Origin of the sequence: Mycobacterium helveticum (assembly GCF_007714205.1) — a bacterium.
In the GTDB taxonomy this organism is placed as follows: domain Bacteria; phylum Actinomycetota; class Actinomycetes; order Mycobacteriales; family Mycobacteriaceae; genus Mycobacterium; species Mycobacterium helveticum.
In genome coordinates this window covers 15,246-42,146 of record NZ_VMQU01000040.1, presented here as the reverse complement: position 1 = coordinate 42,146, position 26,901 = coordinate 15,246, and the positions used below count along the sequence as shown (strand labels likewise).

The 26,901-nt window shown below is 70.8% G+C and carries 22 protein-coding genes; 10 read left to right on the top strand and 12 right to left on the bottom strand.

What is annotated here, in order from left to right; genetic code table 11:
* The 3 genes from FPZ47_RS11680 to FPZ47_RS11670 all read left to right on the top strand — a co-directional run.
* Positions 1 to 775, top strand: a 775-nt coding sequence (locus FPZ47_RS11680) for an APA family fibronectin-binding glycoprotein (protein ID WP_145039431.1), incomplete at its 5' end; no start/stop codon positions are given.
* Positions 776 to 909: 134 nt separating this feature from the next.
* A complete protein-coding gene (locus FPZ47_RS11675) occupies positions 910 to 1,209 on the top strand; it encodes a GlsB/YeaQ/YmgE family stress response membrane protein (RefSeq protein WP_144951398.1) in 300 nt (99 codons plus the stop codon).
* 48 nt (positions 1,210 to 1,257) lie between these two features.
* A complete protein-coding gene (locus tag FPZ47_RS11670; protein ID WP_428321244.1) occupies positions 1,258 to 2,214 on the top strand; it encodes a zinc-binding alcohol dehydrogenase family protein in 957 nt (318 codons plus the stop codon).
* Between the two features lie 6 nt (positions 2,215 to 2,220).
* Here FPZ47_RS11670 and FPZ47_RS11665 read toward each other — a convergent pair whose 3' ends face one another.
* Together FPZ47_RS11665 and FPZ47_RS11660 are read right to left on the bottom strand one after the other, a co-directional pair.
* On the bottom strand, positions 2,221 to 2,982 hold the full coding sequence (locus FPZ47_RS11665) for a CPBP family intramembrane glutamic endopeptidase (RefSeq protein ID WP_144951407.1): 762 nt from the start codon (positions 2,980 to 2,982) through the stop codon (positions 2,221 to 2,223).
* A gap of 55 nt (positions 2,983 to 3,037) precedes the next feature.
* Complete coding sequence (locus FPZ47_RS11660) at positions 3,038 to 4,075, bottom strand: AraC family transcriptional regulator (RefSeq protein ID WP_168209426.1); 1,038 nt, start codon at positions 4,073 to 4,075, stop codon at positions 3,038 to 3,040.
* Between the two features lie 73 nt (positions 4,076 to 4,148).
* Here FPZ47_RS11660 and FPZ47_RS11655 point away from each other — a divergent pair, with 73 nt between their 5' ends.
* Positions 4,149 to 5,462 (top strand): cytochrome P450, encoded by a 1,314-nt coding sequence (locus FPZ47_RS11655; protein WP_144951411.1) that lies wholly within the window; start codon positions 4,149 to 4,151, stop codon positions 5,460 to 5,462.
* On the opposite strand, the gene FPZ47_RS11650 is transcribed toward FPZ47_RS11655, so the two are convergent.
* The 5 genes from FPZ47_RS11650 to FPZ47_RS11630 all read right to left on the bottom strand — a co-directional run bounded on the left by FPZ47_RS11650 (position 5,463) and on the right by FPZ47_RS11630 (position 11,545).
* Positions 5,463 to 7,853 (bottom strand): phosphoketolase family protein, encoded by a 2,391-nt coding sequence (locus tag FPZ47_RS11650; protein WP_144951413.1) that lies wholly within the window; start codon positions 7,851 to 7,853, stop codon positions 5,463 to 5,465. It lies immediately after the preceding gene.
* Positions 7,854 to 7,887: 34 nt separating this feature from the next.
* Complete coding sequence (locus tag FPZ47_RS11645; protein WP_144951415.1) at positions 7,888 to 8,736, bottom strand: SDR family oxidoreductase; 849 nt, start codon at positions 8,734 to 8,736, stop codon at positions 7,888 to 7,890.
* Positions 8,737 to 8,778: 42 nt separating this feature from the next.
* Positions 8,779 to 10,041, bottom strand: coding sequence for an FAD-dependent oxidoreductase (locus FPZ47_RS11640; protein ID WP_144951417.1), 1,263 nt, complete (start codon positions 10,039 to 10,041; stop codon positions 8,779 to 8,781).
* 4 nt (positions 10,042 to 10,045) lie between these two features.
* Complete coding sequence (locus tag FPZ47_RS11635) at positions 10,046 to 10,543, bottom strand: DUF427 domain-containing protein (RefSeq protein ID WP_144951419.1); 498 nt, start codon at positions 10,541 to 10,543, stop codon at positions 10,046 to 10,048.
* Positions 10,544 to 10,627: 84 nt separating this feature from the next.
* Positions 10,628 to 11,545, bottom strand: a complete 918-nt coding sequence (locus FPZ47_RS11630) for an undecaprenyl-diphosphate phosphatase (protein WP_144951421.1) — start codon at positions 11,543 to 11,545, stop codon at positions 10,628 to 10,630.
* 157 nt (positions 11,546 to 11,702) lie between these two features.
* On the opposite strand from FPZ47_RS11630, the gene FPZ47_RS11625 reads away from it, so the two are divergent.
* From FPZ47_RS11625 to FPZ47_RS11610, 4 genes are all read left to right on the top strand, one after another.
* Positions 11,703 to 14,102, top strand: a complete 2,400-nt coding sequence (locus FPZ47_RS11625) for a CoA transferase (RefSeq protein WP_144951423.1) — start codon at positions 11,703 to 11,705, stop codon at positions 14,100 to 14,102.
* A gap of 52 nt (positions 14,103 to 14,154) precedes the next feature.
* Complete coding sequence (locus tag FPZ47_RS11620; RefSeq protein WP_144951425.1) at positions 14,155 to 15,639, top strand: acetyl-CoA acetyltransferase; 1,485 nt, start codon at positions 14,155 to 14,157, stop codon at positions 15,637 to 15,639.
* A gap of 106 nt (positions 15,640 to 15,745) precedes the next feature.
* Positions 15,746 to 17,875 (top strand): NAD-dependent epimerase/dehydratase family protein, encoded by a 2,130-nt coding sequence (locus FPZ47_RS11615; RefSeq protein ID WP_144951427.1) that lies wholly within the window; start codon positions 15,746 to 15,748, stop codon positions 17,873 to 17,875.
* A gap of 544 nt (positions 17,876 to 18,419) precedes the next feature.
* On the top strand, positions 18,420 to 19,841 hold the full coding sequence (locus FPZ47_RS11610) for a wax ester/triacylglycerol synthase family O-acyltransferase (RefSeq protein ID WP_144951429.1): 1,422 nt from the start codon (positions 18,420 to 18,422) through the stop codon (positions 19,839 to 19,841).
* A gap of 202 nt (positions 19,842 to 20,043) precedes the next feature.
* Here the strand turns inward: FPZ47_RS11610 and FPZ47_RS11605 are convergent, their stop codons facing one another.
* Genes FPZ47_RS11605 through lon form a run of 4 tightly spaced genes read right to left on the bottom strand, consistent with a single transcriptional unit; the run spans position 20,044 to position 23,763 of the window.
* Positions 20,044 to 20,724, bottom strand: a complete 681-nt coding sequence (locus FPZ47_RS11605; RefSeq protein ID WP_144951431.1) for an HhH-GDP family DNA glycosylase — start codon at positions 20,722 to 20,724, stop codon at positions 20,044 to 20,046.
* Positions 20,721 to 21,053, bottom strand: a complete 333-nt coding sequence (locus FPZ47_RS11600; RefSeq protein WP_144951433.1) for a TfoX/Sxy family protein — start codon at positions 21,051 to 21,053, stop codon at positions 20,721 to 20,723. Before FPZ47_RS11600 ends, FPZ47_RS11605 begins: the two co-directional genes overlap by 4 nt.
* 9 nt (positions 21,054 to 21,062) lie before the next feature.
* Positions 21,063 to 21,383 carry a nitroreductase/quinone reductase family protein gene (locus FPZ47_RS11595; protein ID WP_246133397.1) on the bottom strand — a complete coding sequence of 107 codons (321 nt, stop codon included), beginning with the start codon at positions 21,381 to 21,383 and terminating at the stop codon, positions 21,063 to 21,065.
* 52 nt (positions 21,384 to 21,435) lie between these two features.
* Positions 21,436 to 23,763: an endopeptidase La gene (lon, locus tag FPZ47_RS11590; RefSeq protein WP_144951475.1), complete on the bottom strand. Its 2,328-nt coding sequence runs from the start codon at positions 23,761 to 23,763 to the stop codon at positions 21,436 to 21,438.
* 90 nt (positions 23,764 to 23,853) lie between these two features.
* Here lon and FPZ47_RS11585 point away from each other — a divergent pair, with 90 nt between their 5' ends.
* On the top strand, positions 23,854 to 24,984 hold the full coding sequence (locus FPZ47_RS11585) for a phytanoyl-CoA dioxygenase family protein (protein WP_144951437.1): 1,131 nt from the start codon (positions 23,854 to 23,856) through the stop codon (positions 24,982 to 24,984).
* A gap of 7 nt (positions 24,985 to 24,991) precedes the next feature.
* Here the strand turns inward: FPZ47_RS11585 and FPZ47_RS11580 are convergent, their stop codons facing one another.
* On the bottom strand, positions 24,992 to 26,236 hold the full coding sequence (locus FPZ47_RS11580) for an alpha-hydroxy acid oxidase (protein WP_144951439.1): 1,245 nt from the start codon (positions 26,234 to 26,236) through the stop codon (positions 24,992 to 24,994).
* A gap of 73 nt (positions 26,237 to 26,309) precedes the next feature.
* Here FPZ47_RS11580 and FPZ47_RS11575 point away from each other — a divergent pair, with 73 nt between their 5' ends.
* Positions 26,310 to 26,888, top strand: coding sequence for a TIGR03086 family metal-binding protein (locus FPZ47_RS11575; protein ID WP_144951440.1), 579 nt, complete (start codon positions 26,310 to 26,312; stop codon positions 26,886 to 26,888).
* The last annotated feature ends 13 nt before the right edge of the window (positions 26,889 to 26,901 follow it).

The window sequence follows — 26,901 nt, the reverse complement described above, 5'->3', positions numbered from 1 at the left end:
GCCACCGGCCGACCCGAACGCGCCGCCCCCGCCGCCGGCCGCCGAGCAACCGCGGATCAGCAATGCCGTCGGAGGTTTCAGCTTCCTGCTTCCGCCGGGCTGGGTCGAATCGGACGCGTCGCACCTCGACTACGGCTCGGCCATGCTGAGCAAGACCACCGGGGAGCCGCCGGCGCCGGGCCAGGCGCCGCCCGTTGCCAACGACACCCGGATCGTCCTGGGCCGGCTGGACCAGAAGCTCTACGCGAGCGCCGAACCCGACAACGCCAAGGCCGCGGTCCGGCTCGGCTCGGACATGGGTGAGTTCTACATGCCCTATCCCGGCACCCGCATCAACCAGGAGTCCACCCCGCTCAACGGCAACGGGGTCCAGGGAAGCGCGTCGTACTACGAGGTCAAGTTCAACGACACGGCCAAGCCCAACGGCCAGATCTGGACCGGCGTGGTGGGCACGCCCGCCGCCAACGGCGGTACGCCGCAGCGCTGGTTCGTGGTGTGGCTCGGCACGTCCAACGACCCGGTGGACAAGGGCGCCGCCAAGACGCTGGCAGAGTCGATCCAGCCCTGGGCGCCTGCGCCGGCGGCGCCGGGAGCGCCCGCGCCCGCGCCGGGCCAAGCGCCCGCACCGGCAGCGCCCGGGCCGGCACCGGGTGCGCCGGCACCGGGAGCGCCGGCACCGGAGGTCCCGACGCTCGTCCCCGCCCCGGGTCAGGCGCCGGCGGGTCAGGTCACCCCGTCGCCCGTGCCGGCACCGCAGCCGACGCAGCGGGCCTGAGCGGCACGTCCGGATCACCCGCGTTAGGCCAATCGTCTCCGATTCGGCACTCGATTCGTTACGCGAACCGGGTATACCGAAATCACGGCCCACGAACGTGAGCTGAGATTTGCCAGCAAATGCAAGGAGCGCGCATGAACGTCATCGCAGCTACCGAATACCTGGCCCGGTCTACAACGTTGACCAGCGTCGGCCTGATCGGCTACATCATCATCGGCGGCCTCGCGGGCTGGGCCGCCGGCAAGATCATCAAGGGCGGCGGGTTCGGCGTCTTGATGAACATCGTGATCGGCATCGTCGGGGCGCTGATCGGGGGCTTCCTCCTGAGCTTCTTCGTCGACACCGCGGGTGGTGGCTGGATCTTCACCTTCTTCACTGCGCTGCTCGGCTCGGTGATCCTGCTCTGGCTCGTCGGCATGGTGCGACGGACCTAGCCGGAACCAACCCGTTGCGGCCGTGGCGCTCAGCGGCATGATGGGCTGATGCCACCAACCGTCACGGCCACAACTATGCGAACTATGCGCGCCTGGCGCGTGCGCCGGCCCGGACCGATGGCCTCCGGGCCCCTCGAGCAGGTCGAAACTCCGGTGCCGAGCCCGGCGCCGACGGAGTTGCTGGTGTCCGTCAAGGCCTGTGGCGTCTGCCGCACCGATCTGCATGTCACCGAAGGCGACCTGCCCGTCCACCGCGACCGGGTGGGCATCGCGTGGCTGCGCCACACCTGCGGCGTGTGCAAGTACTGCCGTCGCGGCAACGAGAACCTGTGCCCCGAGTCGCGCTACACCGGTTGGGACGCCGACGGCGGGTACGCCGAGTTCGCCACGGTCCCCGCGGCATTCGCCCACCACCTGCCCGGTGGGTACAGCGACAGCGAGCTCGCGCCGCTGTTGTGCGCCGGGATCATCGGATACCGCTCCCTGCTGCGGGCCGAGCTGCCGCCGGGCGGGCGGCTGGGGCTGTACGGCTTCGGCGGCAGCGCCCACATCACCGCGCAGGTCGCACTGGCGCAGGGCGCCGAGGTGCACGTCATGACCCGCGGCGCCCAGGCGCGGGAGCTGGCGCTGGAGCTGGGCGCCGCGTCGGCTCAAGGCGCCGCCGATGCGCCGCCGGTGCCGTTGGACGCCGCGATCCTGTTCGCCCCGGTCGGCGATCTGGTGCTGCCCGCCCTCGAGGCGCTGGACCGTGGCGGCACCTTGTCGATCGCGGGAATTCACCTGTCCGACATCCCGGCGCTGAACTACCAGCGCCACCTGTTCCAGGAGCGCCAGGTCCGCTCGGTCACGTCGAACACCCGGGCCGACGCGCGCGCGTTCCTCGACTTCGCGGCCCACCATCACCTCGAGGTGACCACGCCCGAATATCCGCTCGACCAGGCCGACCGGGCGTTGGGCGACCTCAGCGCGGGCCGCATCGCCGGCGCGGCGGTGCTGCTGGTGTGACCCGCCTCAGGCCGACAGGTGCCAGACCAGCGCCGCGGCCAGCGCGCCGAGTCCGTTCAACGACCAGTGCAGGGCGATCGGCGCGATCAGACTGCCGCTGCGCCGGCGCAGCCAGCTGAACACGAATCCGGCCGCTGCGGTGGCCGCCACCGCCATGGTCACCCCGGCCAGCATCCCGACCACCCCGCCGCCGAACAGTCTGGTGAAGCCGACATTGTTGCTGGTCAGGCCCAACGACGTGGCGACGTGCCACAGACCGAACAGCAGCGAGCCCGCGAGCGCGACCCCGCGAAACCCCCAGGCCCGGCTCAGCGCGCCGTGCAACACACCCCGAAAGGCCAGCTCCTCGGGGATCACGGTCTGCAGCGGAATGATGACCATCGAGGCGACCAACGCACCGGAGATCGTGGCGTAGTGGTTGTTCATGAACATCGGCCGGGTCGCCGGCAGCAGCACGCCGACGGCGATGACCGACGCGACGACCGCGACGGCGGCCAGCGCGTAACCCAGCCCGGCCTTCCAGTGTTCGCGGCCCAGACCCAACTCGGCCCAGTCCAGACCCCGGGCGCGCACCAAGGCCACCAGCCCGATGGCGGCCGCCGGCACGGTCGCGATGCTCGCCCACGCCGTGGTGAAGTGAGCGGTCAGGTTGGTCGCCACGAGCACCACGACGACCACCGCGACGTCGAGATGGATCCGCAACTGGTGCAGCGCCGCAAGCTGGGTCAACAGCGGGTGCGCCTCCGCGCCGGCGGTGAAGTCATGCATCGGACAATTTTACCGGCAGGCGCTGCGGCGGCGCGACCGGTGAGCGCCGGCGGCCCTACGGCGCGGCCCGGCTGGTTCTTGCCCGCCCGGGTGGACACCCGTTCCAGCGGGTGTGTGCCCGGGTGAACGCGGCGGTCTCCGAGTACCCGAGCCGGCGTGCGGTTTCCTCGACACTGAGACCGGAGTTCAGCAGCTCGGCGGCCAGGGTCGCGCGGACCTCGTCGAGCAGCGCGCGGTAGCTGGTGCCCTCGGCCGCCAGCCGGCGATGCAGCGTGCGTTCGGTGACGCAGAGTTCCTTCGCGACGGTGGCCATCGCGGGGATCTCTGCCGAGTCCTGGATCAGGCGGGTGCGGATCGCCGCCGAGATCCCGCGCCGGGTGCGCCGCCGATCCAAAAGCTCCTCACACTGACGAATGCAGATCGCCGCGGTCTGGGGATCGGCCGCGGGCATCGGCTGGTTGATCAGGTCCGCCGGGATGGCCAGGACATTGCGTGAGGTTTCCTCGACGACGACGGTCAGGTTTTCGATCTCCACCAGGTCGGTCGGCAACGGCAGATCGGCAAACTCGACTCGGACCGTGATCGGCGCATGGCCGACGCCGAGGAGCAGGGGCAGGATCCGCAGCATGATCGCAAAATCGCGCTCGAGGAGGAACCGGCGTACATCGCGCGGAACCTGCGCGTCGTCGAACGCCACGAGCGCTTCGGTCTGGCTCACCTCCGGGCCGGCCAGGTTCAGATACGTGGCGGTCAGCGCGACGTACCGGCACGCGACGTCGATCGCGTCGCCGAAGGTCGGGCTGGCCATCAAGGCGAAACCGAGGATGCCGATATCGGCGAACTGGTAGCGCGCGCCGGTCTCCATGCCGAGCCCGGGTTGATCGCCAAGTCGCCCGATGAGGTTCCGGATCATGGTCAGCTCTTGGCCGACGTAGACCTCGGTGGTGGGATCCGCCAGGTCCCCGGTGGTCAACCCGGTACCGGACAAACACGTCGGCTCGTCGAGCCCGTGCTGGCGGGCGGTCTCCAGGACGTGCCGGGCAGTCGCCGAGGACTGTGCTACGTCCCAGACCGACGGGGCAACGGCGCGCATGTGTCTGAAAATATCAAATGTGTGTCTGAATCCATCATTCCGGTCGCCGCGGTGCGTCCTTAGCTTCATCAGCATGCCCACCGATCTCCTCAGTCCGCCACCCCGAGCCATCTTGTCGGCGGCGCGCAGCTCCGTGATCAGCCTTTTGCGGCCGGTCGCGACCGGTGCCTACCGCGATCTGCGTCGTCCACGGTCGAGTTCCGCCCCGGCGTCCGTGCCGCGCACGACGCTCGACCCCACGCTGGCGCCGCACATCGCCGACCCCTATCCCGATTACGAGCGAATCCGGGAGCATCCCGTCGTGGTCAACGAGCGGCTGGGGGTCTGGATGATCGGACGCTACGACGACGTGCACACCGCGGTCCGCGACAATGTCGCGTTCTCGTCGAAAGACGGCGTCATGCTCCGATCGTTCGTGTCCAGCGTCGTGCTGCTCGCCGACCCACCCGAACACACCCGGCTGCGACGCATCACCGCGCCCATGTTCAGCAAACGCGCGGTCCAGAGCTTCACGACGGACATCCGCGCACTGGCCGCCGAGTCGATCGCGAAGCTGACCAACGGTGACGTCGTGGACGTCGTGGACGGTTTGACCATCCCGATGCCGATCAACGTGATCGCCCGAATTCTCGGCGTTCCGCAGGATCAGTGGCCGGCATTTCGCGCGGTTTCGGACAAATTCGCGCAGATGTTCGCTCCCCGTTCGGTGCCCGAGGTCGCGCGTTTGATGGCGTCGATCGTGCCCGCCTACGTGCACATGCACAGCTTCATCGACGCCGAAATGCGACGCCGCGACGGCGAACCCGCCGACGACCTGCTGAGCCGGCTGCGCGCAGCCACGAACGCGGGTGAGCTCACCGACGACGAAGCGTTCATGTACGCGCTGATCCTGCTGGTGGCGGGCAACGAGACGACCACCAACCTGCTGGGGATGCTGCTGGTCAGGCTGGCGGGGGACCCCGCGCTGTTCGCCGAGCTGAAAGCGGACCGCAGCCTGCTTCCCGCCGCGGTCGAGGAGACGGCCCGCTGGGGCTCGCCCGTCCAGTGGGTGACCCGAACCGCGACAGTCCCCTGCGCGATCGGCGACACGGTGATCCCCAGGGGTGCGAAGACGGTGCTGTTCTACGCGTCGGCCAACCGCGACCCCGCCAAGTTCCCCGAGCCCGATCGCTTCGACATCCACCGGGACACCACCGGGCACCTGGCTTTCGGCCACGGCCTGCACTTCTGTCTGGGGGCACATCTGGCGCGGCTGGAGACGATCACCGCCGCCGACTGCCTGCTCGACGAAGTCGACGGCCTGGAGTTGGCCGGGCCCGTCCGTTGGGGTACGACGCCGTCGTTGCAGGGTCCGGTGTCGGTGCCCCTGCGCGTCACGCGGGGCTGATCACTCGGTACGCGCCCAGGTCCAGCCGGCGATCTGGGGGTCGTCCTCGCCGTGCTCGCGCGTGTAGCGGCGCGCCGCCAGCCGCGTGTCGGCCATCAGCTGGCGCAGCACCGCGGCGCGGCTGCCCAGCCCGTCCACCCGGTCGATGACGTCCATGACCAGGTGGAAGCGGTCCAGGTCGTTGAGCATCACCATGTCGAACGGTGTCGTCGTGGTGCCGCGCTCCTTGAAGCCGCGCACGTGCAGGTGCGGGTGCACGGTGCGCCGGTAGGTGAGCCGGTGGATCAGCCACGGGTAGCCGTGGTAGGCGAAAATGACCGGCTTGTCGCGGGTGAACAGGGCGTCGAACTCCTTGTCCGGCAACCCGTGCGGGTGTTCGGATTCCGGCTGCAGGCGCATCAGGTCGACGACGTTGACCACGCGGACCGCCAGGTCGGGCAGTTCCCGGCGCAGGATGTCGGCGGCGGCCAGGGTTTCCAGCGTCGGGACGTCACCGGCGCAGGCCAGCACCACGTCGGGTTCGGCGGTGGCGGTGCTCGCCCACTGCCAGATCCCCAGGCCCCGGGTGCAGTGCGCGATCGCCTCGTCCATGTCGAGGTAGGCCAGCGCGGGCTGCTTGCCGGCGACGATGACGTTGACGTAGTTGCGGCTGCGCAGGCAGTGGTCGGCCACCGACAGCAGGGTGTTGCCGTCCGGCGGCAGGTAGACGCGCGTCAGCTCGGCCCGCTTGTTGGCGACCAGGTCGATGAAGCCGGGGTCCTGGTGCGACGCGCCGTTGTGGTCCTGGCGCCACACGTGGGAGGTCAGCAGGTAGTTCAGCGAGGCGATCGGCCGCCGCCAGGGTAGTTCCCTGCTGGTGGACAGCCATTTCGCGTGCTGGTTGAGCATCGAGTCGACGATGTGCACGAACGCCTCGTAGCAGGTGAACAGCCCGTGCCGGCCGGTCAGCAGGTAGCCCTCCAGCCAGCCCTGGCACAGGTGCTCGGAGAGCACCTCCATCACGCGGCCGTCGGGGGCCAGGTGCTCGTCATCCGGCGTCGTCTCCGAGAGCCACACCTTGTCCGTCGCGCCGTACACGGCGTCCAGCCGATTGGAGGCGGTCTCGTCGGGCCCCATCAGGCGGAACCGGTCGCCGTTGCGGGCGATCACGTCCCGCAGGAACGTCCCCAGCACGCGGGTCGCCTCGTGGGTTTCGGTCGCCGGCCGCGACACCTGCACCGCGTAGTCGCGAAAGTCCGGCAGGTCCAGGTCGCGCAGCAGCAGCCCGCCGTTGGCGTGCGGGTTCGCGCTCATCCGGCGATCACCGCGGGGGGCCAGCGCCCGCAGTTCGGGGCGCAGCGCGCCGGTGTCGTCGAACAACTCTTCGGGCCGGTAGCTGCGCAGCCACGTCGCGAGCTGCGCCCGGTGTTCGGCGTTGTCGTGGGTCTCGGCCAGCGGAACCTGATGCGCTCGCCAGGTGCCCTCGACCTTTTTCCCGTCGACCGTCTTCGGGCCGGTCCAGCCCTTGGGGGTGCGCAGCACGATCATCGGCCACACGGGCCGCTCTGGCCGGCCGCCGCGGCGCGCCCCGGCCTGGATGCCGGTGATGTCGTCGAAAGCGTCGTCCAGGGCGGCGGCCAGTTGCCGGTGCACGTCGGCCGGGTCGTCCCCGGCGACCGTGATCGGCCGGTAGCCGTAGCCGCTGAGCAGCGACTCAAGCTCCGCGGGTGGAATCCGGGACAGCACGGTCGGATTGGCGATCTTGTAGCCGTTGAGGTGCAGGATCGGCAACACCGCCCCGTCGAGGGCCGGGTTGAGGAATTTGTTCGAATGCCAGCTGGTGGCCAGCGGCCCGGTCTCGGCCTCGCCGTCCCCGATCACGCAGGCGACCACCAGGTCGGGGTTGTCGAAAGCGGCGCCGTAGGCATGCACCAGCGCGTAGCCCAGTTCGCCGCCCTCGTGGATGGATCCCGGCGTCTGGGCGGCCACGTGGCTGGGGATGCCGCCGGGGAAGGAGAACTGCCGGAACAGCTTGCGCAGTCCCTCGGCGTCCTCCTCGATGCCCGTGTACACCTCGCTGTAGGTGCCTTCCAGGTAGGCGTTGGCCACCAGACCCGGGCCGCCGTGCCCGGGCCCGGTGACGTAGATGAGGTTGGCATCGCGGTTGCGGATGATGCGGTTGAGGTGCGCGTAGATCAGGTTCAGCCCGGGCGTGGTGCCCCAGTGGCCGAGCAGCCGGGGTTTGACGTGGCGGGCTTCCAGCGGTTCGGCCAGCAGCGGATTGTCCAGCAGGTAGATCTGCCCGACGGACAGGTAGTTGGCGGCGCGCCAGTACTTGTCGATGAGGGCCAGTTCGTCGTCGGAGAGCGCTTCGGATTCGGCTGGGGTGGTTGTTCGCGTTTCAAGACTCACCCGGCCATTGTCACCCGCCTCGGGTGAACGGTGCCTACTCGTCGCCGCGGGCCCGGGCTTCGTAGGCCCGCCGCGTGGCGACGTCGACGTCGTCGGTGAAGACGTGTTCGCCGCCGAGCACCCGGTTGATGCCCTCGGCCAGCGCGCGGGGCAAGAACTTCTGCGACGCGATGATCGCGCCGGCCAGCCGGGTGACCCGCACCCGCGGCTTCGGGCGGGCCACCAGGTCGACGATCGCGTCGGCGATGTCGGCGGGCTCGGCGTTCTTGATCCCCGTGGCCCCCGAGGTTCCGGCGATGAGTTCGGTGTTGACGAACGTCGGCATCACCACCGAGAACTTCACGCCGGTCCGCCGGTGCTCGATGCGGGCCGCATCGGTGAAACCGATCACCGCGTGCTTGCTGGCGCAGTAGGTGGCCGCCCCGGCCAGGTACGTCTCCCCGGCCAGCGACGCGACGTTGATGACGTGGCCGCAGCCCCGGGCGACCATGCGCTGCGCCGCCAGCTTGCTGCCCAGGATCACACCGTAGACGTTGATGTCGAGGATGCGCCGGGTGACCGCGTCGGGTTCGTCGACGATGCGGCCCAGCGGCATGATGCCCGCGTTGTTGACCAGCACGTCGATCGGGCCGAGTCGGCGCTCGACCTCGTCGAGGAAATCGGCGAACGAGTGCGGGTCGGTGACGTCGAGTTTGCCGTAGACGTCGAGGCCGAGGGCGGCGCCCGACTCCTTGACCCGCACCTCGTCGATGTCGCCGATCGCCACCCGGGCGCCCAGGTTGTGCAGGGCCGTGGCGGTCGCCAGCCCGATTCCGCGGGCGCCGCCGGTGATCACGATGACCTTGCCGCGGACCTTGATGCCCACGGCTGCCGTTTCTGCCATGAGACGAGCACAGCACTGTGCGCCGCGCCGCGCAAACAACGTTCAGGACGGGCCGGACGGCGACCCTTGCCGGAGTATCTGTTCGGCGGTGCGCCGTCCGCTCACCAGCGCGCCCTGGATGGAGGCGGTGTCGCGGTGGTCGCCGCACCACCACAGCCCCTCGCGGATGCGCACGGGGCGGCGCACGCGCAGCGGCGGCGGCTGAGCGGGTAACGCGTCAAGAACGACGTGGCGTTTCAGCAACCGCCAGCCGTGGCCGTCGGCGTCCAGGACGTCCGCGGCATGACGCCGCGTCGCGCTCTCCTCGGGTGCCGCGCCGTCGGGCGTCAGCAGCGCCGACGCACTGATCAGGTGGCGTCCCGGCGGGGCATAGCTGGGCGCGGCGGCGCTGATGACGGCGGTGTTGAGCACCGGTCCGGGCGGGCGGGGGCGGCCGTCGACCCAGAGCATCGGCAGCGTGCTGGGCGCCTCGTCGGCGGCCCACCAGTCGGTCACGACACCGTGCATGGCCGGCGGCGGATGACCGGTCAACGCCGCGGCCGCCGCCGGATCGGTGGCCACCACCACGTCGCGGGCGCGTACGACCGCGTCGGGACCCCTGACCGTCCACCGATTCCCGTCGCGCTCGACGTGAGTTGCCCTGCGGCCCAGAGTGATTCGGCTTCTCAGCGGCGCGGCGAGCAGATGCGGCAGCGCGCGCATGCCGTCGGCGGGCAGGCCGGGGACACCGAGCACGAACATGCGGGTCAGCAGCAGGCAGAACGCGTTGGAGGTGGCGCCGGTGTCCTCGAGCACCACACCGGCGAGGAAACGGTCGACCACACGGCGCAGTTCACCGCGGGCACCGCAACGGTCCAGCCGCTCGCGCACGGTGCCGTCGCCGTGCCCGGATTTGATGGTGTGCGGTCGCAATGCCCCGGCCGCCCAGCGCCCGAGCCCGAAGGCTTCGCGGGGCGCGATCATGCCCGAGGCGAGCATCTTCGGTACCCGTGCCGGCTCGCGCAGCGGATGGGCCAGCACCGCCGTGCCGCGCTCGCGGCGCACCGCCACCCCGGCAGCGAACGGTTGCAGGCGCAGGGCGGCGATGTCGACGCAGGCGTCGAGCTCCGGATAGGCCGGGTTGAGCACCTGAAAGCCGCGGTCGCACAGGAAGCCGTCGATCGCATCGGTGCGGATGCGGCCACCGACGTCGTCGCCGGCCTCCCACACCCGAACCTCGCGGCCCGCGGCGGCCAGCACCCCGGCACAGCGCAATCCGGCCAGGCCCGCGCCGATGACCAGCACCTCGACGTCGTCGTCGCGCACCGCGTCACCAACCCATCGATCCGGGAACGCCTTTGAACGGACCGGTGATCCAGCTGGTGATCCAGCCACCGTAGAAGTCGCCCGGTTGCGGCACGACGACCTCGCCGTTGACGGTGCAACGGTCGACCCGCGCCGCCAGCACCGCGACCATGCCGGCGATCGACGCGAACGCGAGTGTCGGGCGTGGGTAGGTCCACGCCGCCTTCGGGGCGACGGCGCCGCCGCCGACGAGGTCGTAGTAGGCGGCCTGGCCCTTCCATTCACACCACGAGCTGCCCGGCGCCGCGCGCAACGCCCCGGGGGCGAACGCCTCGCGGGGCAGATAGTAGGTCGGGGGGTGGCTGGTTTCGAGCACCCGCAGGGCCCGCGAGGCCGACGCCACGACCTCACCGCCCAGCTCGACGGTGATGGGGCCGGTGAAGGGCTCGATCCTGGGCGGGCGCGGATAGTCCCACACATTTTCTGGCTGCGGGGCGTCCCGTTCGGGTTGGCGCCGGCTCATGCCCGGGTCCCGAAGCGGGCGGTCACGTCGCGGGCCGGCAACACGAAACCCACGGTACGCCTGCGGGACGCGGGCCCGGGTGGCCTACCGCAGCGTCAGCCAGACCAGGCTGGCGCCGCCGACCACGGCGCAGTAGACGGCGAACGGCGTGAGCGTGCGGGTCTCGAAGTAGCTGGTGAGATAGCGCACCGCGAAGTAGGCGCTGACGAACGACGCGATGCTGCCGGCCACGACCTGACCGACGATGCCCTCGCCCAGCGGCCCGAACAATTCCGGGATCTTGTAGAGCCCGGCGGCCAGAATGATGGGCGTCGCGAGCAGGAACGAGAAGCGGGCGGCGTCTTCGTGCGACAGGCCGCGCCACAGCCCGGCCACGATGGTGATGCCCGAGCGGCTGATGCCGGGGAACAGCGCGAGGATCTGGGCGCACCCGATCAGCACGCCGCGGCCCAGGGGCAGCCGGGCGAGCCGGTTGTCGACGGCCTCGCCACCGTGGGTCTGTTCCCCCTCGGCGGCCGCCGGGCCCGCCGGCGCCGGTGCGACGCGGCGCCGCAGTACCTCGCCGGCATACAGCGCGCAGCCGTTCAGCAGCAGAAACGCCGCCGACGGGAGGGGTTTGCCCAGTGTCGTGCGGAACGTCGATTCCAGGAGCAGTCCGGCCAGCCCCACCGGGATGGTGGCCGCGACCAGCAGCCAGGCCAACCGCTCGCCCGAGGTCTGGATGCGGCGATGCCGCAGCGACGACACGAAGCCCGCCACGATGCGCAGCCAGTCCCGCCAGAAGAACACCAGCAGGGCGGCGGCGGTGGCGACGTGCAGACCGACGATGAAGGCCAGATAGGGCGACTCGGGGGCCGCGACGTCGAGGTCCCGGGCCCACCGACCCCCGATGAGCGCCGGGACCAGCACCGCGTGGCCGAGGCTGGAAACCGGGAACAGTTCGGTGACGCCCTGGAAGGCGCCGACCACCACGGCCTCGACATAGCTCAGGTGCGCGCTCACGCCTGGGATGCCCCCCATCGGCTCCATCGGGATTGTGTCGACAGGTACGGACTCGCGCACCGGCTAGTGACGTTAGTCGACGCCGCCCGCAACCGGTCGATCGACCGGGGATCCGGACGGGCGCTGCGAAGCCCGCGACCGGCCCCGACGGTACGGTGTGCAGATGGCCGACGGGTTGCTCGCTGCGGTTCGGGTCCTCGACTTGTCCACCGGTGACGCCGACGCGGTGACCCGCCTCTTCGCCGATCTGGGCGCCGACGTCCTCAAGGTCGAGACGCCGGGCGGGAGCCCGGCCCGCGAGGCATTGCCGACCCTGGCCGGTGCCGGCATCTCGTTCGCGGTGCACAACGCCAACAAGCGCAGCGCGGTGCTGGACCCCTACGACGACGGCGACTGCGGCCGGTTCCACGAACTGGCCGCGGGCGCCGACATCGTCGTCGACAGCGGCCCTGAAGGGCTGGCCGTCGCGTTCGGGACCTCCGCGGCGCAGCTGGCCGCCCACCACCAGCACCTGGTCGTCCTCTCGATCACCGACTTCGGCGCCACGGGGCCGCGGGCGTCGTGGCGGGCCACCGATCCGGTGCTGTATGCGATGGGCGGCTCGCTGTCGCGGTCGGGGCCTGCCACCGGCACCCCGGTGTTGCCGCCGGACGGTATCGCCACGGCGACCGCCGCCGTGCAGGCGGCCTGGGCCGCGCTCGTCGCGTACTACAACCGGTTGCGTTGCGGCACCGGCGATTACATTGACTTCTCGCGGTTCGACGCCGTCGTCATGTCGCTGGACCCCGCCTTCGGTGCGCACGGGCAGGCCGCGGCCGGGATCCGTCGCGCGGGGCGGTGGCGCGGGCGCCCCAGGAACCAGGACGCCTACCCGATCCATCCGTGCAAGGACGGCTACGTCCGGCTGTGCGTGATGGCGCCGCGGCAGTGGCGCGGCCTGCGGCGCTGGCTGGGGGAGCCGGAGGCCTTCCAGGACCCCCGCTACGACGTGATCGGTGAGCGGTTCGCGGCGTGGCCGCAGATCAGCGTGCTGGTCGAGGCGTTGTTCGCCGACCAGACCATGGCGGAGCTGGTGGCCGCCGGCCAGGCGCACGGGGTGCCGATCGCCGAGGTGCTGACGCCGTCGCAGATCGTGGCGTCCGATCATTTCGAGGCGGTCGGCGCGATCACCGACGCCGAGCTGGTCCCCGGCGTGCGCACCCGGGTGCCGAGCGGCTATTTCGTCGTCGACGGGCAACGCGCGGGGTTCCGCGCGGCCGCGCCGGCGGCGGGGCGCGACCAACCGTACTGGCGCGGGAACCCCGCGGTGGTGCCGTCGCCGTCCGGCCGGGTCGGCGAGTATCCGTTCGCCGGGCTGCGCATCCTGGATCTGGGTGTCATCGTCGCCGGCGGCGAGCTGAGCCGGTTGTTCGGCGACCTGGGCGCCGAGATCGTCAAGATCGAAAGCGCCGACTATCCCGACGGACTCAGGCAGGCCCGCGCCGGCGAGGCGATGAGCGAGTCGTTCGCCTGGACCCACCGCAACAACCTGGGCTTCGGCCTGGACCTGCGCAGCGCCGAGGGCGGCCGGATCTTCCGCCGGCTGGTCGCCGGGGCCGACGCGGTATTCGCCAACTTCAAGCCCGGAACCCTTGCTGCCCTTGGCTTTTCCTACGAAGAGCTGCGTGCGGTCAATCCGCGTGTCGTGCTTGCCGAGAGCAGCGCCTACGGCGACGCCGGGCCGTGGAGCACCCGCATGGGCTACGGGCCGCTGGTGCGGGCCGCCACCGGCGTCACCCGGCTCTGGACGGCACCGGAGCCCGGCGACCCGGCCGGGTCCGCCCGGCACGCCTACTACGACGCGACGACGGTGTTTCCCGATCACGTGGTCGGGCGGGTGACCGCCATCGCGGCGCTGGCCGCGCTGATCCACCGCGACCGGACCGGCGGCGGGGCACGCGTGCACATCTCGCAGGCCGAGGTCGTGGTCAACCAGCTCGACACCTGCTACGTCACCCGGGCCGCGCTGGCCGCGGGCCTGGCCGGAATCCGCGAGGACACCGCGCTGCACGCCGTCTACCCCTGCGCGGGTGACGACGAATGGTGCGTCATCTCCATCCGGGACGACGACGAATGGCACTGCATCGCTTCGACGTTCGACCGCCCGCAGTGGGCCGACGACCCGCGCTTCGCCACCGGCGAGGCGCGCCTGGCCAACCGGCGCGAGCTGGTGGAGCTGGTGTCCGCCTGGACCCGCACCCGCACCCCGGCGCGGGTCGCCCAACTGCTGCAGTCGACCGGGGTCGCCGCCGGGCCGATGAACCGCCCGCCGGACCTGCTCGAGGACCAGCAGCTGCGGGATCGCAAGCTGTTCGCGGAGATGGTGCATCCGCTCATCGAGCGCCCACTGCCGGCGGAGACCGGCCCGGCCCCGTTCACCCACATCCCCCCGGCCCGGCAGCGCCCGGCGCCGCAGCCGGGGCAGGACACCCGCGGGATCTGCCGGGAGCTGCTCGGGATGAGCGACGGGGAGATCGAGCGGCTCGTCACCGACGGCGTGCTGTTCGGTCCGGCGTGACGCCCGGCGGGCCGTCGGCGGCCGCGGGCGTTCGCCACGCTAGGTTCGGTCTATGACCGTCGACCCCAGGACACCGGTGTTGGTCGGCTACGGCCAGGTCAACCACCGCGACGAGATCGACCCGCAGCGGCGGTCCGTCGAACCGGTGGACCTCATGGCCGCCGCGGCCAGGCACGCGGCCGATCCCCGGGTGATCGAGGCCGTGGACTCCATCCGGGTGGTCAACGTGCTGTCGGCCCGCTACCGCGATCCCGGGCTGCTGCTCGGCCGGCGAATCGGCGCCGCGGACTTCACCACGCTCTACAGCCCGATCGGCGGCAACGTACCGCAGTCGCTGGTCAACCAGGCCTGCCTGGACATCCAGCGGGGCCGCGCCGGGGTGGTGTTGCTCGCCGGCGCCGAGACCTGGCGCACCAGAACCGGGCTGAAATCCCAGGGCGGCAGGCTGATGTGGACGGTTCAGGACGAATCCGTGCCGATGGCGGAAGTCAGCGACCAGGACGTGCCCATGGCCGGCGAGGCCGAGCTCAGGATCGGGCTCGACCGCCCCTCGTACGTCTACCCGCTGTTCGAGGAGTCGCTGCGCATCGCGAGCGGCGAGCCCATCGAGGACCACCTCGAGCGGATCGGGCAGCTGTGGGCCCGGTTCAACGCCGTCGCGGTCGGCAATCCGCACGCCTGGATCCGCACCTCGATGACCGCCCAGGAGATCCGGCGGCCCGGCCCGCGCAACCGGATGGTCAGCTGGCCGTATACGAAGCTGCTGAACTCCAACAACATGGTCGACCAGGGGGCGGCGCTGGTGCTGACCTCGGTGGAGCAGGCGACGCGCCTGCAGATCGCGGCCGAACGGTGGGTGTACCCGCAGGCGGGCGCCGACGCCCACGACACCCCGGCGATCGCCGAGCGCGACGAGCTGCACCGGTCGCCGGCCATCCGGATCGCCGGGGCCCGGGCGCTCGAGCTGGCGGGGCTCGGCGTCGACGACGTCGACTACGTCGACCTGTACTCGTGTTTCCCCTCGGCGGTCCAGGTCGCGGCGCGCGAGCTGGGGTTGAGCGTCGACGACGCGGCCCGCCCGCTCACCGTGACCGGCGGGCTGACCTTCGCCGGCGGCCCGTGGAGCAACTACGTCATGCATTCCATCGCCACCGCGGCCGAGTTGCTGGCGGCCAACCCCGGCCGGCGCGCGCTGATCACCGCGAACGGCGGCTACCTGACCAAGCACAGCTTCGGCGTGTACGGCACCGAACCGCCGGACGAGTTTCGTTGGGAGAACGTCCAGGCGGCGGTGGATCGGGAACCGACCCGCAAGGCGTTGGTCGAGTGGGACGGCGTCGGGACCGTCGAGGCGTGGACCACACCCTTCGACCGGGAGGGACGGCCGGAGAAGGCCTTCGTGGCCGTGCGCACCCCGGACGGGGCCCGCACCCTGGCGGTGATCGCCGATCCCGCCGCGACCGCGGCGAGCGTGCGTGAGGATATCGGTGGCGCCAAGGTCGCCGTCGCCGCGGACGGCAGCGCCACGCTGCGGTGATCACCTGACGCATCGCGGCAGGCCAGACCGCCCCGGATGCGGTAACGGTCGCGTAGGTGACTGCGACGCGCATATTGTCGAGGGTGACGTTGGGAGGGTGAGCCCAGTGCAGATCCTGGTTACCGACGCCACCGGCGCAGTCGGGCGGCTGGTCGCACGGCAGCTGCTCGCTGCCGGGCACAGCGTCGCCGGCATCGCCGAACGCCGTCACGCCTCCCTGGACCCGGCCGTGGAGTTCGTGCGCGCGCCGCTGAGCGACCCGGTCTTGCAGGAATTGGCCGACGAGGCCGACGCCGTGATCCATCTGGCTTCGGTCGACCCGACCGCGCCCGGCAGCGCGGACATCGACGGCCTCGCCCGGGTGACCGACGCGGCCGCCCGCTCCGGGGCCCGGCTGCTGTTCGTGTCCCAGGCCGCGGGCCGGCCCGACCTGTATGAGCCGGCCGAGGCGCTGGTGGCGACGAGCTGGGGTCCGACCCTGGTGATCCGGGCCGCGCCGCCCGTGGGCCGCCAGCTCGACTGGACGGTGTGCCGCACGGTGGCCACGCTGCTGCGCAGCAAGGTTTCCACCCAGCCGATCCGGGTGCTGCACATCGACGACCTGGTGCGTTTCCTGGTGTTGGCGCTGAACACCGACCGGACCGGCGTGGTGGACCTGGCCACCCCGGACACCATCAACGTGGTCACCGCGTGGCGGCTGCTGCGGGCGGTCACCTCACGGTCACGCCTGCACCGGTTGGAAGGTTGGCAACAATTGGCCCCGGAGCTGGATACCGCTGCGGTGCAAGAGGATTGGATGTTCGAGTGCGGCTGGCAGGCGTTCGACGCCATCGCCGACACCGCGCGCGGACTCGTCGGCCGCAGGCTCGAAGCCGCCGGTGCGACCGACCACGGCTCCCAATTGGCGCTTCCCGTCGAGGTTGTGCCGCGCGCGTCGTCCGGCGAGTTGCCCAGTGCGGCGCCCGAGGGCATGGAGGGCGAGTTCGACGACCGGATCGACCCGCGGTTCCCGGTCTTCAGTGCGCGCACGCTCGCCGGGGCGCTGCCCGGGCCGCTGACGCCGATCACCTTGGACGTCCAGATGAGCGGGCTGCGCACGGCCGGCCGGGTGCTGGGCCGGGTGCTCGCGCTCGGCGGCGTGGTGGGTGACGAGTGGGGAAGCCGGGCCACGGCGGTGTTCGGCCACCGGCCCTATGTCGGGGTCTCGGCCAATGTGCTTGCCGCCAATCAATTTCCGGGCTGGGACCGCCAGGCCGTCGTGCGACGCGAGCTGACCGGCCGGCCCGAGGTGGGCGACCTGCTGCCGTTGGGCGATCCGCAGTTGGCCGGCGGGACGCTCGGGTCGGTCGCCAAAGCTGTCGTCGCGGGGCGGTCACTGTCCCTGCTGCGCCATCTCAAGGCCGACACGCAGGCCTACAGCGCGGCCGCCGGGGCGGAGCATCTGGACGCCGCGCAGCTTGCGGCCCTGCCGGATTCCGGCCTGGCGGTTCGGGTTCCGCTGTTGCGCGACCGGATCCATCAGGGCTGGACGCTGACTGCGCTGTGGCTCATCGACACCGGCGTCACGGCGGCGGCGCTGGAACACACCCGGGCCGGCGGCGGCGTGTCCGGCATCGGCATGATCATGGAAAGCACCCGCATCGCGACCGAAACCGCCGAACTGGCCGCCGCGTTGCGCGGCGACCCGCCGTTGTGTGCGCTGGCCAGGGAGGGCAACGTCGGCAGCATCCGCGCGTTGTCGCCGGCCACCGCCGCCAAATTCGATGCCGCCCTCGCCCGGATCGGGCACCGCGGGCCCGGCGACGCCGAACTGGCCGGCCGGGTGTTCGGCGACGACCCGGAGATGCTGCTTCGGACCGCCGCGCATTTCGCCGCCGCCGCACCGCACGACCCGGCGGCGGAGACCCTGGCACAACGGCTCGCCGATGCCGCCCGCGGCTCGCGGGAACTGGCCCACGACACCACGCTGCGATTCACCCACCAACTTCGGATGACGTTGCGGGAGTTGGGCTCCCGGCGTGTCGGCGCCGACCTGATCGACGTCGCCGACGACGTGTTCTACCTGACCTGCGACGAACTGGTCAGCGTCCCGGCCGACGCCCGGTTGCGCGTCAAGCGCCGCCGGGCCGAACGGGATCGCTTGCAGGCGCAGCGCCCGCCCGACGTCATCGACGGCGCGTGGGTCCCCGTCGACCGGGGCCCCGATTGCCCGCATCCCGCGGGCGAAGACGACTGATCGCGTACCCGCTCAGCTCAGACCGATTTTTCAGCCGGGTATCCCTTTGCAGGAAGGGCACTTCCGCGCTACGACGCGGCCCTCAATCCATAGCCGGCTGAAAAATCAAGGTCTGAACGACGCCGGCGAAAAGGTAAAGGATGGGTTCAAGAAGTACGTGAAAGCACCCGTCTTACCCGTCTCGCCCACTGAACGCGATGGCCGGGTAGGCCGCCGGCTTCGCCGGCGGGCATCGGATGCCTTCCGGCCTCCGACGATGCACCGAGCAAACGGGAACTCGGCGTGAACTACCGGCGATTCTCCGCATACCCTGGCCGGCATGTTCGCGGCGCTCCACGCCCCGAGCCGGGGCGAGCGGCGCTTGACTTCGGCTCACCACACCATGATCTCCCCAAGGGACTTACGGCTGTCGCAAGAGGGCCCTAATACCCTCGCCGACCGGGACCTGCGGCGAGAGCATCACCGTACCGGTTCGGATCCTTGAGGCCCCGTTCCGGATTTCGGTCAACGGCTGCCCGAACTTCGGTGAGGAGATAGATCCATCATGGCGAAACCAATTCCGCCGTTGGACCTTTCATGGCTGTTGATGGAGTCTCCGTCCGGCACCACCCACGTCGGCGCCATGATGCTCTTCAAGAAGCCGACGGGTCGTCGGCGCATCGTGGACGAGATCGTCGAGGCCTACCGAGCCTGCCCGCCGGCCCCACCCTTCAATTACGTGCCGGAGCTTCTCGGTCGGGGTCTGCCTCATTTCCGGGAGGTCGCGAGTTGGGACCCGAATCACCACGTCGGCCATCTTTCACTCCCGGCCCGGGCCACCTATGACGACCTGTTGCGGCTCGTCGCCGAACTCCACGAGCCGCAACTCGACCGTGACCGCCCACTGTTTCGCTGCTGGGTGATCGATGGGGTGCCGGACTCAAGGTTCGCGATTTACACCAAGACTCACCATTCGATCATCGACGGCGAATCCGGCCTGAAGCGGATCTATGCCGGCCTGAGCACACGCGAAGAACCCAATGTCCCCACGCCCGGCTTCGGGCTCACCATGCCGGAACCGGCACCGCATCCGCCGACGCCATTCGCACAGCGCATCGCCGACTCAGTGCACGGTGCGCTTACCCAGGTCGGGGCGCTCAACCAGATCTCCTGGGGCGCACTGCGTAAGGCGGTCGCCGGTCTCGCGAGCTCGCACATCGAGGGCAATCTGCCGTTCGTCGCGCCGCACGCCCCGACCAACGCGCCGCTCAAGGTCGGGAGAAGCTTCGCGACGCTCACCCTGCCGCTGGGCGAGATGCGCGAAGTCGGACGCCAGTTCGGTGCCACCCTCAACGATGTGGCGTCTGCCGTCATCGACGGGGGCCTGCATGCGTACCTGCGTGGAAGCGGTTCCCCATTCGGGCACCCACTTATCGCGATGTGTCCGGTTTCGCTGCGCGGCGACGACGACACGACGATCGGCACGCGCGTATCGGCGTTGTTCGTCCGACTCGGCGAGCCTGGAGCCGACATGCCGGACCGGATCCGTCACGTGGTGCACTCGGTCGCCGCCGCCAAGAAGGAGTTGGCCGGCATGTCGGCCAATACGGCCATGACCTATGCGGTCGGACTCATCGCGCTCGCCGGCCTGGGCGCCACCACGCACCTGGATCGCGTCACGCACCCGGCGTGCAACCTCGTCATCTCCAACGTGGCGGGCGCCAAGGAACCACGATATCTCAACGGCGCCCGGCTCCTCGGTGTCTACCCGATCTCCGCGCTCGCCGCCTCGATTGGGCTCAATGCCACGCTGGCGTCATACCACGACAGCATGGATTTCGGGTTCGTCGCCAACACCGCCGCACTGGAAGACCTGCCGCGATTGGCTCGTTGCACCCAGCAGGCTTATGAGGAACTGAGGGAAGCGTCGGGGGTACAGCCGTCGCGTCAGGAAAAGGTCCCTTCCCGCAGCGCACACGAGTCGTGATTGCCAAATCAAGGTCTGAAGTCAGGGTAGCGGCGAGGCGTGCGTGAGGCCGCGATGAGCCTTGACCGACATGTGACACCGGGCGGCAGCTGGTCGCGCCAGCCCGCGAACGTCGAATTTTCGGGCCGAAGGCGGAAACTCGCGATCGGCCCACTGGTTGTAGGACCATCTCGACGTGCCGACCCGAACGCTCACCGCCGGATCAACCGGCCACGCGCCGACGCACGTCGTCGTCCAGCGACGCCCTGATGAGCGCGGCCGCCAGCCGCGCGTTGCTGTGCTGGGCCAGCGCGGCCAGCTTGTCCGGGTCGGTCGGCAAACCCAGTTGCTGTGCCGCGGCGGTGGCGCGGTCGTCGTAGTACGGCTGCACCCACGGCCAGGCGTCTTGCACTTCCCGTAGGTAGATGTCGGCGCCGGTGTCCCCGATTCCCTTGAACGCCTTGAGCATACGTTTGGCCGCGGCGACGTCGTGGTCGCTGCGGCCGGCGAGTCCGCGCAGGTCGCCGGCGTAGTCGTCGCGGACCCGTTGCGCCATCTCGGTGAGGCGGGTGGCCGAGCTCTCGTCGTAGCGTGCATAGGACGCACGGCCGAATGCGTCGATCATGGTCTGCCGGTCCGATTCGAGGACGGCCTCGGGCGTGCGCAGACCGGCGTTGAACACCTCCCGCGCGGCGCTCACGGCGATGGACGCGTGGATCGGCTTGCTGGCCAGCATGCACAACACCAGAAGCTGGAACAACGGCTTCGGTTCGTCTTTCATGGTGATGCCGGCCTCCTCCGCATAGGTGGTTCCGGCAGCCTCGAGCAGCCGACGCGATACCCGTTTCGGCTCGTCCACGCCGGATTGCGGACCCGCGGGGTGGCCGGGCAAACCGCCGGTCATTTGGGCGGCAGTGCGCGCACGCACCCGACTGCGCGGGCGACCCAGCTCCGGAGCTGGCGTGTGGTCCGCACGCCCGCGGTGTCGACACGCAGCCAGCCGCGGGTCTCCCGCCCGGCCATCACCATCGGGCCGGCATGCGCGCGTGCCGCAAGTTTGTCGGTGTCCTCCGGCGGCACCCGCACCAGCAGGCCACCCTGGCCGCTGACGGCCACGCACATGTTGCCGCCGACCAGAAACGCCAGACCGCCGAACATGCGTTTCTCCTCGACACCCCGCTCGGGGCCCAGGATTTCGCGAATCCTGCCGGCCAGGTCTTCGTCGTAGGCCATCGGGCCGAGTCAGTCCGGATCGACCCGGACGGTCAGCAGGTCGCTGCCCATCGGGCGCACGACCGCGCTGTTGAGCCGGGGCAGGTTGCCCAGCCGCCGGACCGGGTCGTCGTCGGGCAACACGTGCGCGTTGCCGCTGCGCCACCGGCCGCCGGTGCGCACCCGCACGGCCGGATTCGCCTTGATGTTGCGCACGTGGTCGGATTGCTCGCCGTGCTCGGAGACCATCCCCGGCAACTGCCGGCCCACCGGGTTGACCAGCAGCCGTTGCGCGCGGTGGACCACGTGCCGTTTGAGACTCACGGGTCCATTCAACGCCGAACGTGACATCGCTGTCACGCTCGGCGCCGAACGTGACACCAGCGTCGCCTGCGCGACCGGCTCAGGCGGCAACCGACACGATCTCGGGCGCCAGCGCCTGCGCGACGATCTCGGCGACGTCGGTCATCGGCCGCACGTCGAGCGCCTCGAGCACCTCGGCGGGGACGTCATCGAGGTCCGGCGCGTTGCGCGCCGGGATGAAAACCGTTGACAGACCGGCACTTTGGGCGGCGAGCAGCTTCTGCTTCACACCGCCGATCGGCAGCACCCGCCCGTTCAGCGTGACCTCGCCGGTCATGCCGACATCGGAGCGTACCTGGCGCCCGGTGGCCATGGAGACAAGTGCCGTCACCATCGTGACACCGGCCGACGGGCCGTCCTTGGGCACCGCGCCGGCGGGCACGTGCACATGGATGCGCCGATCCAGCGCCTTCGGGTCGACCCCCAACCGCGCGGCGTGCGAGCGCACATAGGACAGCGCGATCTGCGCCGACTCCTTCATCACGTCACCCAGCTGTCCGGTCAGCTGCAAGGACCCATCGCCTGGCCCGTCGGATCCAGCGGACCCCGCCTCGATGTAGAGCACGTCGCCTCCCAGTCCGGTGACGGCCAGGCCGGTGGCCACGCCGGGCACCGCGGTGCGTTCGGCCGACTCCGGGGTGAACCGCGGGCGGCCCAGATACGCAACGAGATCCGGCTCGTCGACGGTGATCGGGTCGGCGCTGTCCGACAGCCTGGTGGTCACCTTGCGCAGCGCCTTGGCCAGCAGCCGCTCGAACTGCCGCACGCCGGGCTCGCGGGTGTAGTCGGCGGCGATCCTGCGCAGCGCGGCGTCGGTCACGGTCACCTCATCGGCGCTCAGCGCCGCCCGCTCCCGCTGCCGGGGCAGCAGGTGGTCGCGGGCGATGGCGACCTTGTCGTCCTCGGTGTAGCCGTCGATGGACACCAGTTCCATGCGGTCCAGCAGCGCCGACGGGATGTTCTCGATCACGTTGGCCGTGGCCAGGAACACCACATCGGACAGGTCCAGATCCAGATCCAGGTAGTGGTCCCGGAAGGTGTGGTTCTGCGCCGGGTCGAGCACCTCGAGCAACGCCGCGCTCGGGTCGCCCCGATAGTCCGAGCCCACCTTGTCGATCTCGTCCAGCAGCACAACGGGATTCATCGTCCCGGCCTCGCCGATGGCGCGCACGATCCGGCCCGGCAGCGCGCCCACGTAGGTGCGCCGGTGCCCGCGGATCTCGGCCTCGTCGCGCACCCCGCCCAGGGCGACGCGCACGAAGTTGCGCCCCAGCGCCCGCGCGACGCTCTCTCCCAGCGACGTCTTGCCGACGCCGGGAGGACCGGCCAGCACCATCACCGCGCCGGAGCCGCGCCCGCCGACGACCTGCAGCCCGCGCTGGGCGCGGCGCGCACGCACGGCCAGGTATTCGACGATGCGGTCCTTGACATCGTCCAGCCCGTGATGGTCGGCGTCCAGGATCTCCCGCGCGGCCTTCAGGTCGGTGGAGTCGTCGGTCTTGACGTTCCAGGGCAGGTCCAGCACGGTGTCCAGCCACGTGCGGATCCAGCCGCTCTCCGGGCTCTGGTCGCTGGAGCGTTCCAGCTTGCCGACCTCGCGCAGCGCGGCCTCGCGCACCTTGTCGGGCAGGCCGGCGGCCTGCACCCGGGCGCGGTAGTCGTCCGAAGCGTCGGGTTCACCTTCGCCGAGTTCCTTGCGGATCGCGGCCAGCTGCTGGCGCAGCAGGAACTCCTTCTGGGTCTTCTCCATGCCCTCGCGGACGTCCTCGGCGATCTTGTCGTTGACCTCGACCTCGGCCAGGTGGGTGCCCGTCCAGTCGATCAGCACGCGCAGTCGCTCGGCGACGTCCACCGTTTCCAGCAGCTGCCGCTTCTGCGCGGCGCTCAGGTAGGACGCATATCCGGAGGTGTCGGCCAGGGCCGAGGGGTCGGTCAGGCCGTTGACATAGTCGACGATCTCCCAGGCCTCGCGCCTTTGCAGCATGGCCAGCAGCAGCTTGCGGTAGTCCGCCGCCAGGGTTTTGACCTCGTCGGTGGCCTCGGCCGGGGCGACCTCGGTCACCTCGACCCACAACGCCGGGCCGGGCCCGGACGCTCCCACCCCGATCCGGGCTCGGCGCTCACCGCGCACGACCGCGGCGGTGCCACCACCGGCGATGCGTCCGACCTGCAGAACTTTCGCGATCACCCCGTGCGACGGATCCCGGTCATCGAGGCGGGGCGCGATCAGCAGCTGCCCCGACTCGCTGGCCTGAGCGGCGTCGATCGCCGCACGGGCGGCGTCGTCCAGCGCGAGCGGCAGCACCATTCCGGGCAGCACGATCGTGTCGGTGACGAACAGCACCGGGACTGACATGGCGTCGGCCATCAGATCCTCCAAAAATTGAGTCTGCTGCGCTCAACCCGACCCGCCGCTCGTTTGTTCCCATCGGGGCCGCTGCGGTCGCATAATCGGCCCGTGAGGCTGTCGCATCCCGTCCCGCCGCCCCTCGACCCGGAAATCCTCGGGGCCGCGGCCAGAGACCTGGCGCGCACCGGCGGGATCACGTTCCTGGTCGGCGAGGACGCGGTCACGTACGCCGTCGACGGGCCGACGATCCGCGTCGACGACGGGCGGTCCAGCGGCGACACCGTCGTGCGTCTGTCCCGGCCGGCGTGGGACGACATGGTCGGCCAGGTCCGCACGATCATCAACCTGTTGCTCAGCGACGACCTGGCCTTCGAGCGGGGCGGATTCGAGCAGCTGGCCGACTGGGACCCGGTCCTGCGCTACCTGCACGCCGGCATCCCGCCCTACGATCCGGCCCGAATCGATCTCCGGGGGCGGGACCCGTTCGCCGCGTTCACGCCGGACGCGCAGGACGCCGAACTGGCCGCGCAACTGGACACGATGGGCTACCTGCACGTCAAGGGCGTCTTCACCGGCGACGAGATGGACGCCGCCAACCGCGAGGTCGACCGCCTCGCCGCGGCCGCCCGCCCCGGGGACGACCGGTCATGGTGGGTCACCGGCGAGGACGGCGGCCATGTCCTGTGCCGCCTGGTGTACGCGACGCTGCGCTCACCGGTCCTCGCGGCCCTCGAAGGCGACCCGAGGGTGCGCAGACTCGGCACCCTCCTCGACCCCGCGCTGCGCGCCGCGCCCGACCGGATGGAGGGCAGCGCGGTGCTGCTCAAAGTGCCGGGAAACACCAGTGGCCTGTCCAACATCCCCTGGCACCAGGACTGCGGGATGGGTGGGCACGCGATCATGTGCCCCGCGGTCAGCGTCGGGATTCAGCTCACCGGCTCGGACCCCTCGACCGGCAACCTGCGGGTGCTTCCCGGCAGCCACGGCCAGGCCGTTCACCACCGCTGGGAACAACGGCCGGAAGGGGTGCCGGTCGTGAGCATCGACACCGCCCCCGGTGATGTCACCGTCCACGTGCAGGACCTCATGCACGCCTCGCCGCGGCCGACCGGCGCCGGCGGCCGGCGCACCATGTACGTCACTCACTACCCGCCCGCGGTGTGGGAACACGTCGGGCCGGGGGAGGCCTACAACGACCTCGTGCGCAACCGCACCGAACAGGTCGCGCGCCTGCGGTAGCCCGGGTTCACGTCGGCGGCCCGACGGGGCCCAGCCGTCGCAGTTGCGTCACGTGCCGGGGAGAAAGCTCCTCGAGGCAGGTGACACCGAGCAGCCGCATCGTGCGGAGCACCCCTTCTGCCAGGATTTGTATCGTGCGGGCCACGCCAGCCTCGCCGCCGGCCATCAGGCCGTAGAGGTAGGCCCGCCCGACGAGGGTGCACCGCGCCCCCAGCGCGATCGCCGCCACGATGTCGGCGCCGGCCATGATGCCGGTGTCCACCAGGATCTCGGTCTGCGTGCCGAACTCGCGCGCCACCGCGGGCAGCAGGTGAAAGGGCACCGGCGCGCGATCCAGCTGGCGGCCACCGTGATTGGACAACACCATGCCGTCGACGCCGCGCTCGACCACGGCGCGGGCGTCGTCGAGCGTCTGGATCCCCTTGACGACGAGCTTGCCGGGCCACCGGGCCTTGATCCAATCCAGGTCGTCGAAGGTGAGGCTGGGGTCGAACATCGTGTTCAGGTACTCACCGACGGTGCCCGGCCAGCGATCCAGCGACGCGAACGCCAGCGGCTCGGTGGTCAACAGGTCGAACCACCACTTCGGGTGCGGCACCGCGTCGAGCACGGTCCGCAGCGTCAGGGTCGGCGGGATCGTCATCCCGTTGCGGTTGTCGCGCAGCCGTGCGCCCGCGGCCGGGACGTCGACCGTGACCAGCAGCGTGTCGAAACCGGCGTCGGCCGCGCGCTGCACCAGCGCCATCGAGCGGTCGCGGTCGCGCCACATGTAGAGCTGAAACCACTTGCGGCCCCCCGGCGCAGCGGCCACCAGGTCTTCGATCGCGCAGGTGCCCAGGGTGGACAGCGAAAACGGGATCCCGGCCTCCGCCGCCGCCCGCGCGCCGGCGATCTCGCCTTCGGTGTGCATCAACCGGGTGAACCCCGTCGGGGCGATCCCGAACGGCAGGGCCACCGGCTGGCCCAGGACATCCCAGCCGGCCGTCACGTTGCTGACGTCGCGCAGGATGGTCGGGTGAAACTCGATGTCGCGGAACGCTTGTCGCGCGCGCCGGATCGACAGCTCATCCTCTGCGGCGCCGTCGGTGTAGTCGAACGCCGCCCTGGGGGTGCGGCGTTCGGCGATGCGACGCAGGTCTTCGATGGTGTAGGCGGCGTCGAGGCGGCGCTTGGTGCGGTCGAGCTCCGGTCGCTTGAACCTGATCAGCGGCGCCAGGTCGCGGACCCTGGGCACCCGTCGCTTGACTGCCATGCCTACCAGTGTGCAGCCGGCGCCCGGACGTCACGCCCGACGCCCTCGAACGGCCGCGACTACGATGCGCGTCATGAATGCTGCGACCACTCGGATCGGCACGCTGGCCGGCGAGGCGATCGACCTGTTCAACGCGGCAGTGCAGCAGACCCCGCCGGAAAGCTGGGACCGGCCGTCCAACATGGCCGGCTGGAGCCTGCGGGAACTGGCCGGCCACGCCACCGGGAGCGCGGCGAAGATCGTCGCCCACCTCGAGGGCGGGGAAGTCAGTCGCGTCCCCTCGGAGCCGGCCGACTGGGTGTGCGACGACCCGGCGGCGCGGCTGTGTGAGCTGGCGGCCCGGATGCGCGCCGCCTTGCCGCACGCCGACTGGGACGCGCCGCGGCCCTCGCCGCAGGGCGAGGTTCCGCTGCACCGGGCGCTGGTCTATCCCGTGTCGGACCTGGCTCTGCACAGCTGGGACGTGCACCGGTCGCAGGGCCGGCGCATCGAGCTGCCCGACGACCTGCTGACGCTGTGCCGCGAGGTGGTGGAGTCGGTGCCGGAGGCGGCGCTGCGGCGGCCGGGCGGCTTCGGGCCGGCCCAGCCCGTGCCGCCGGACGCGACGCCGACCGCGCGGCTGATGGCCTTTCTCGGGCGTTCGGTCGACTGACGGGGCAGTGCGG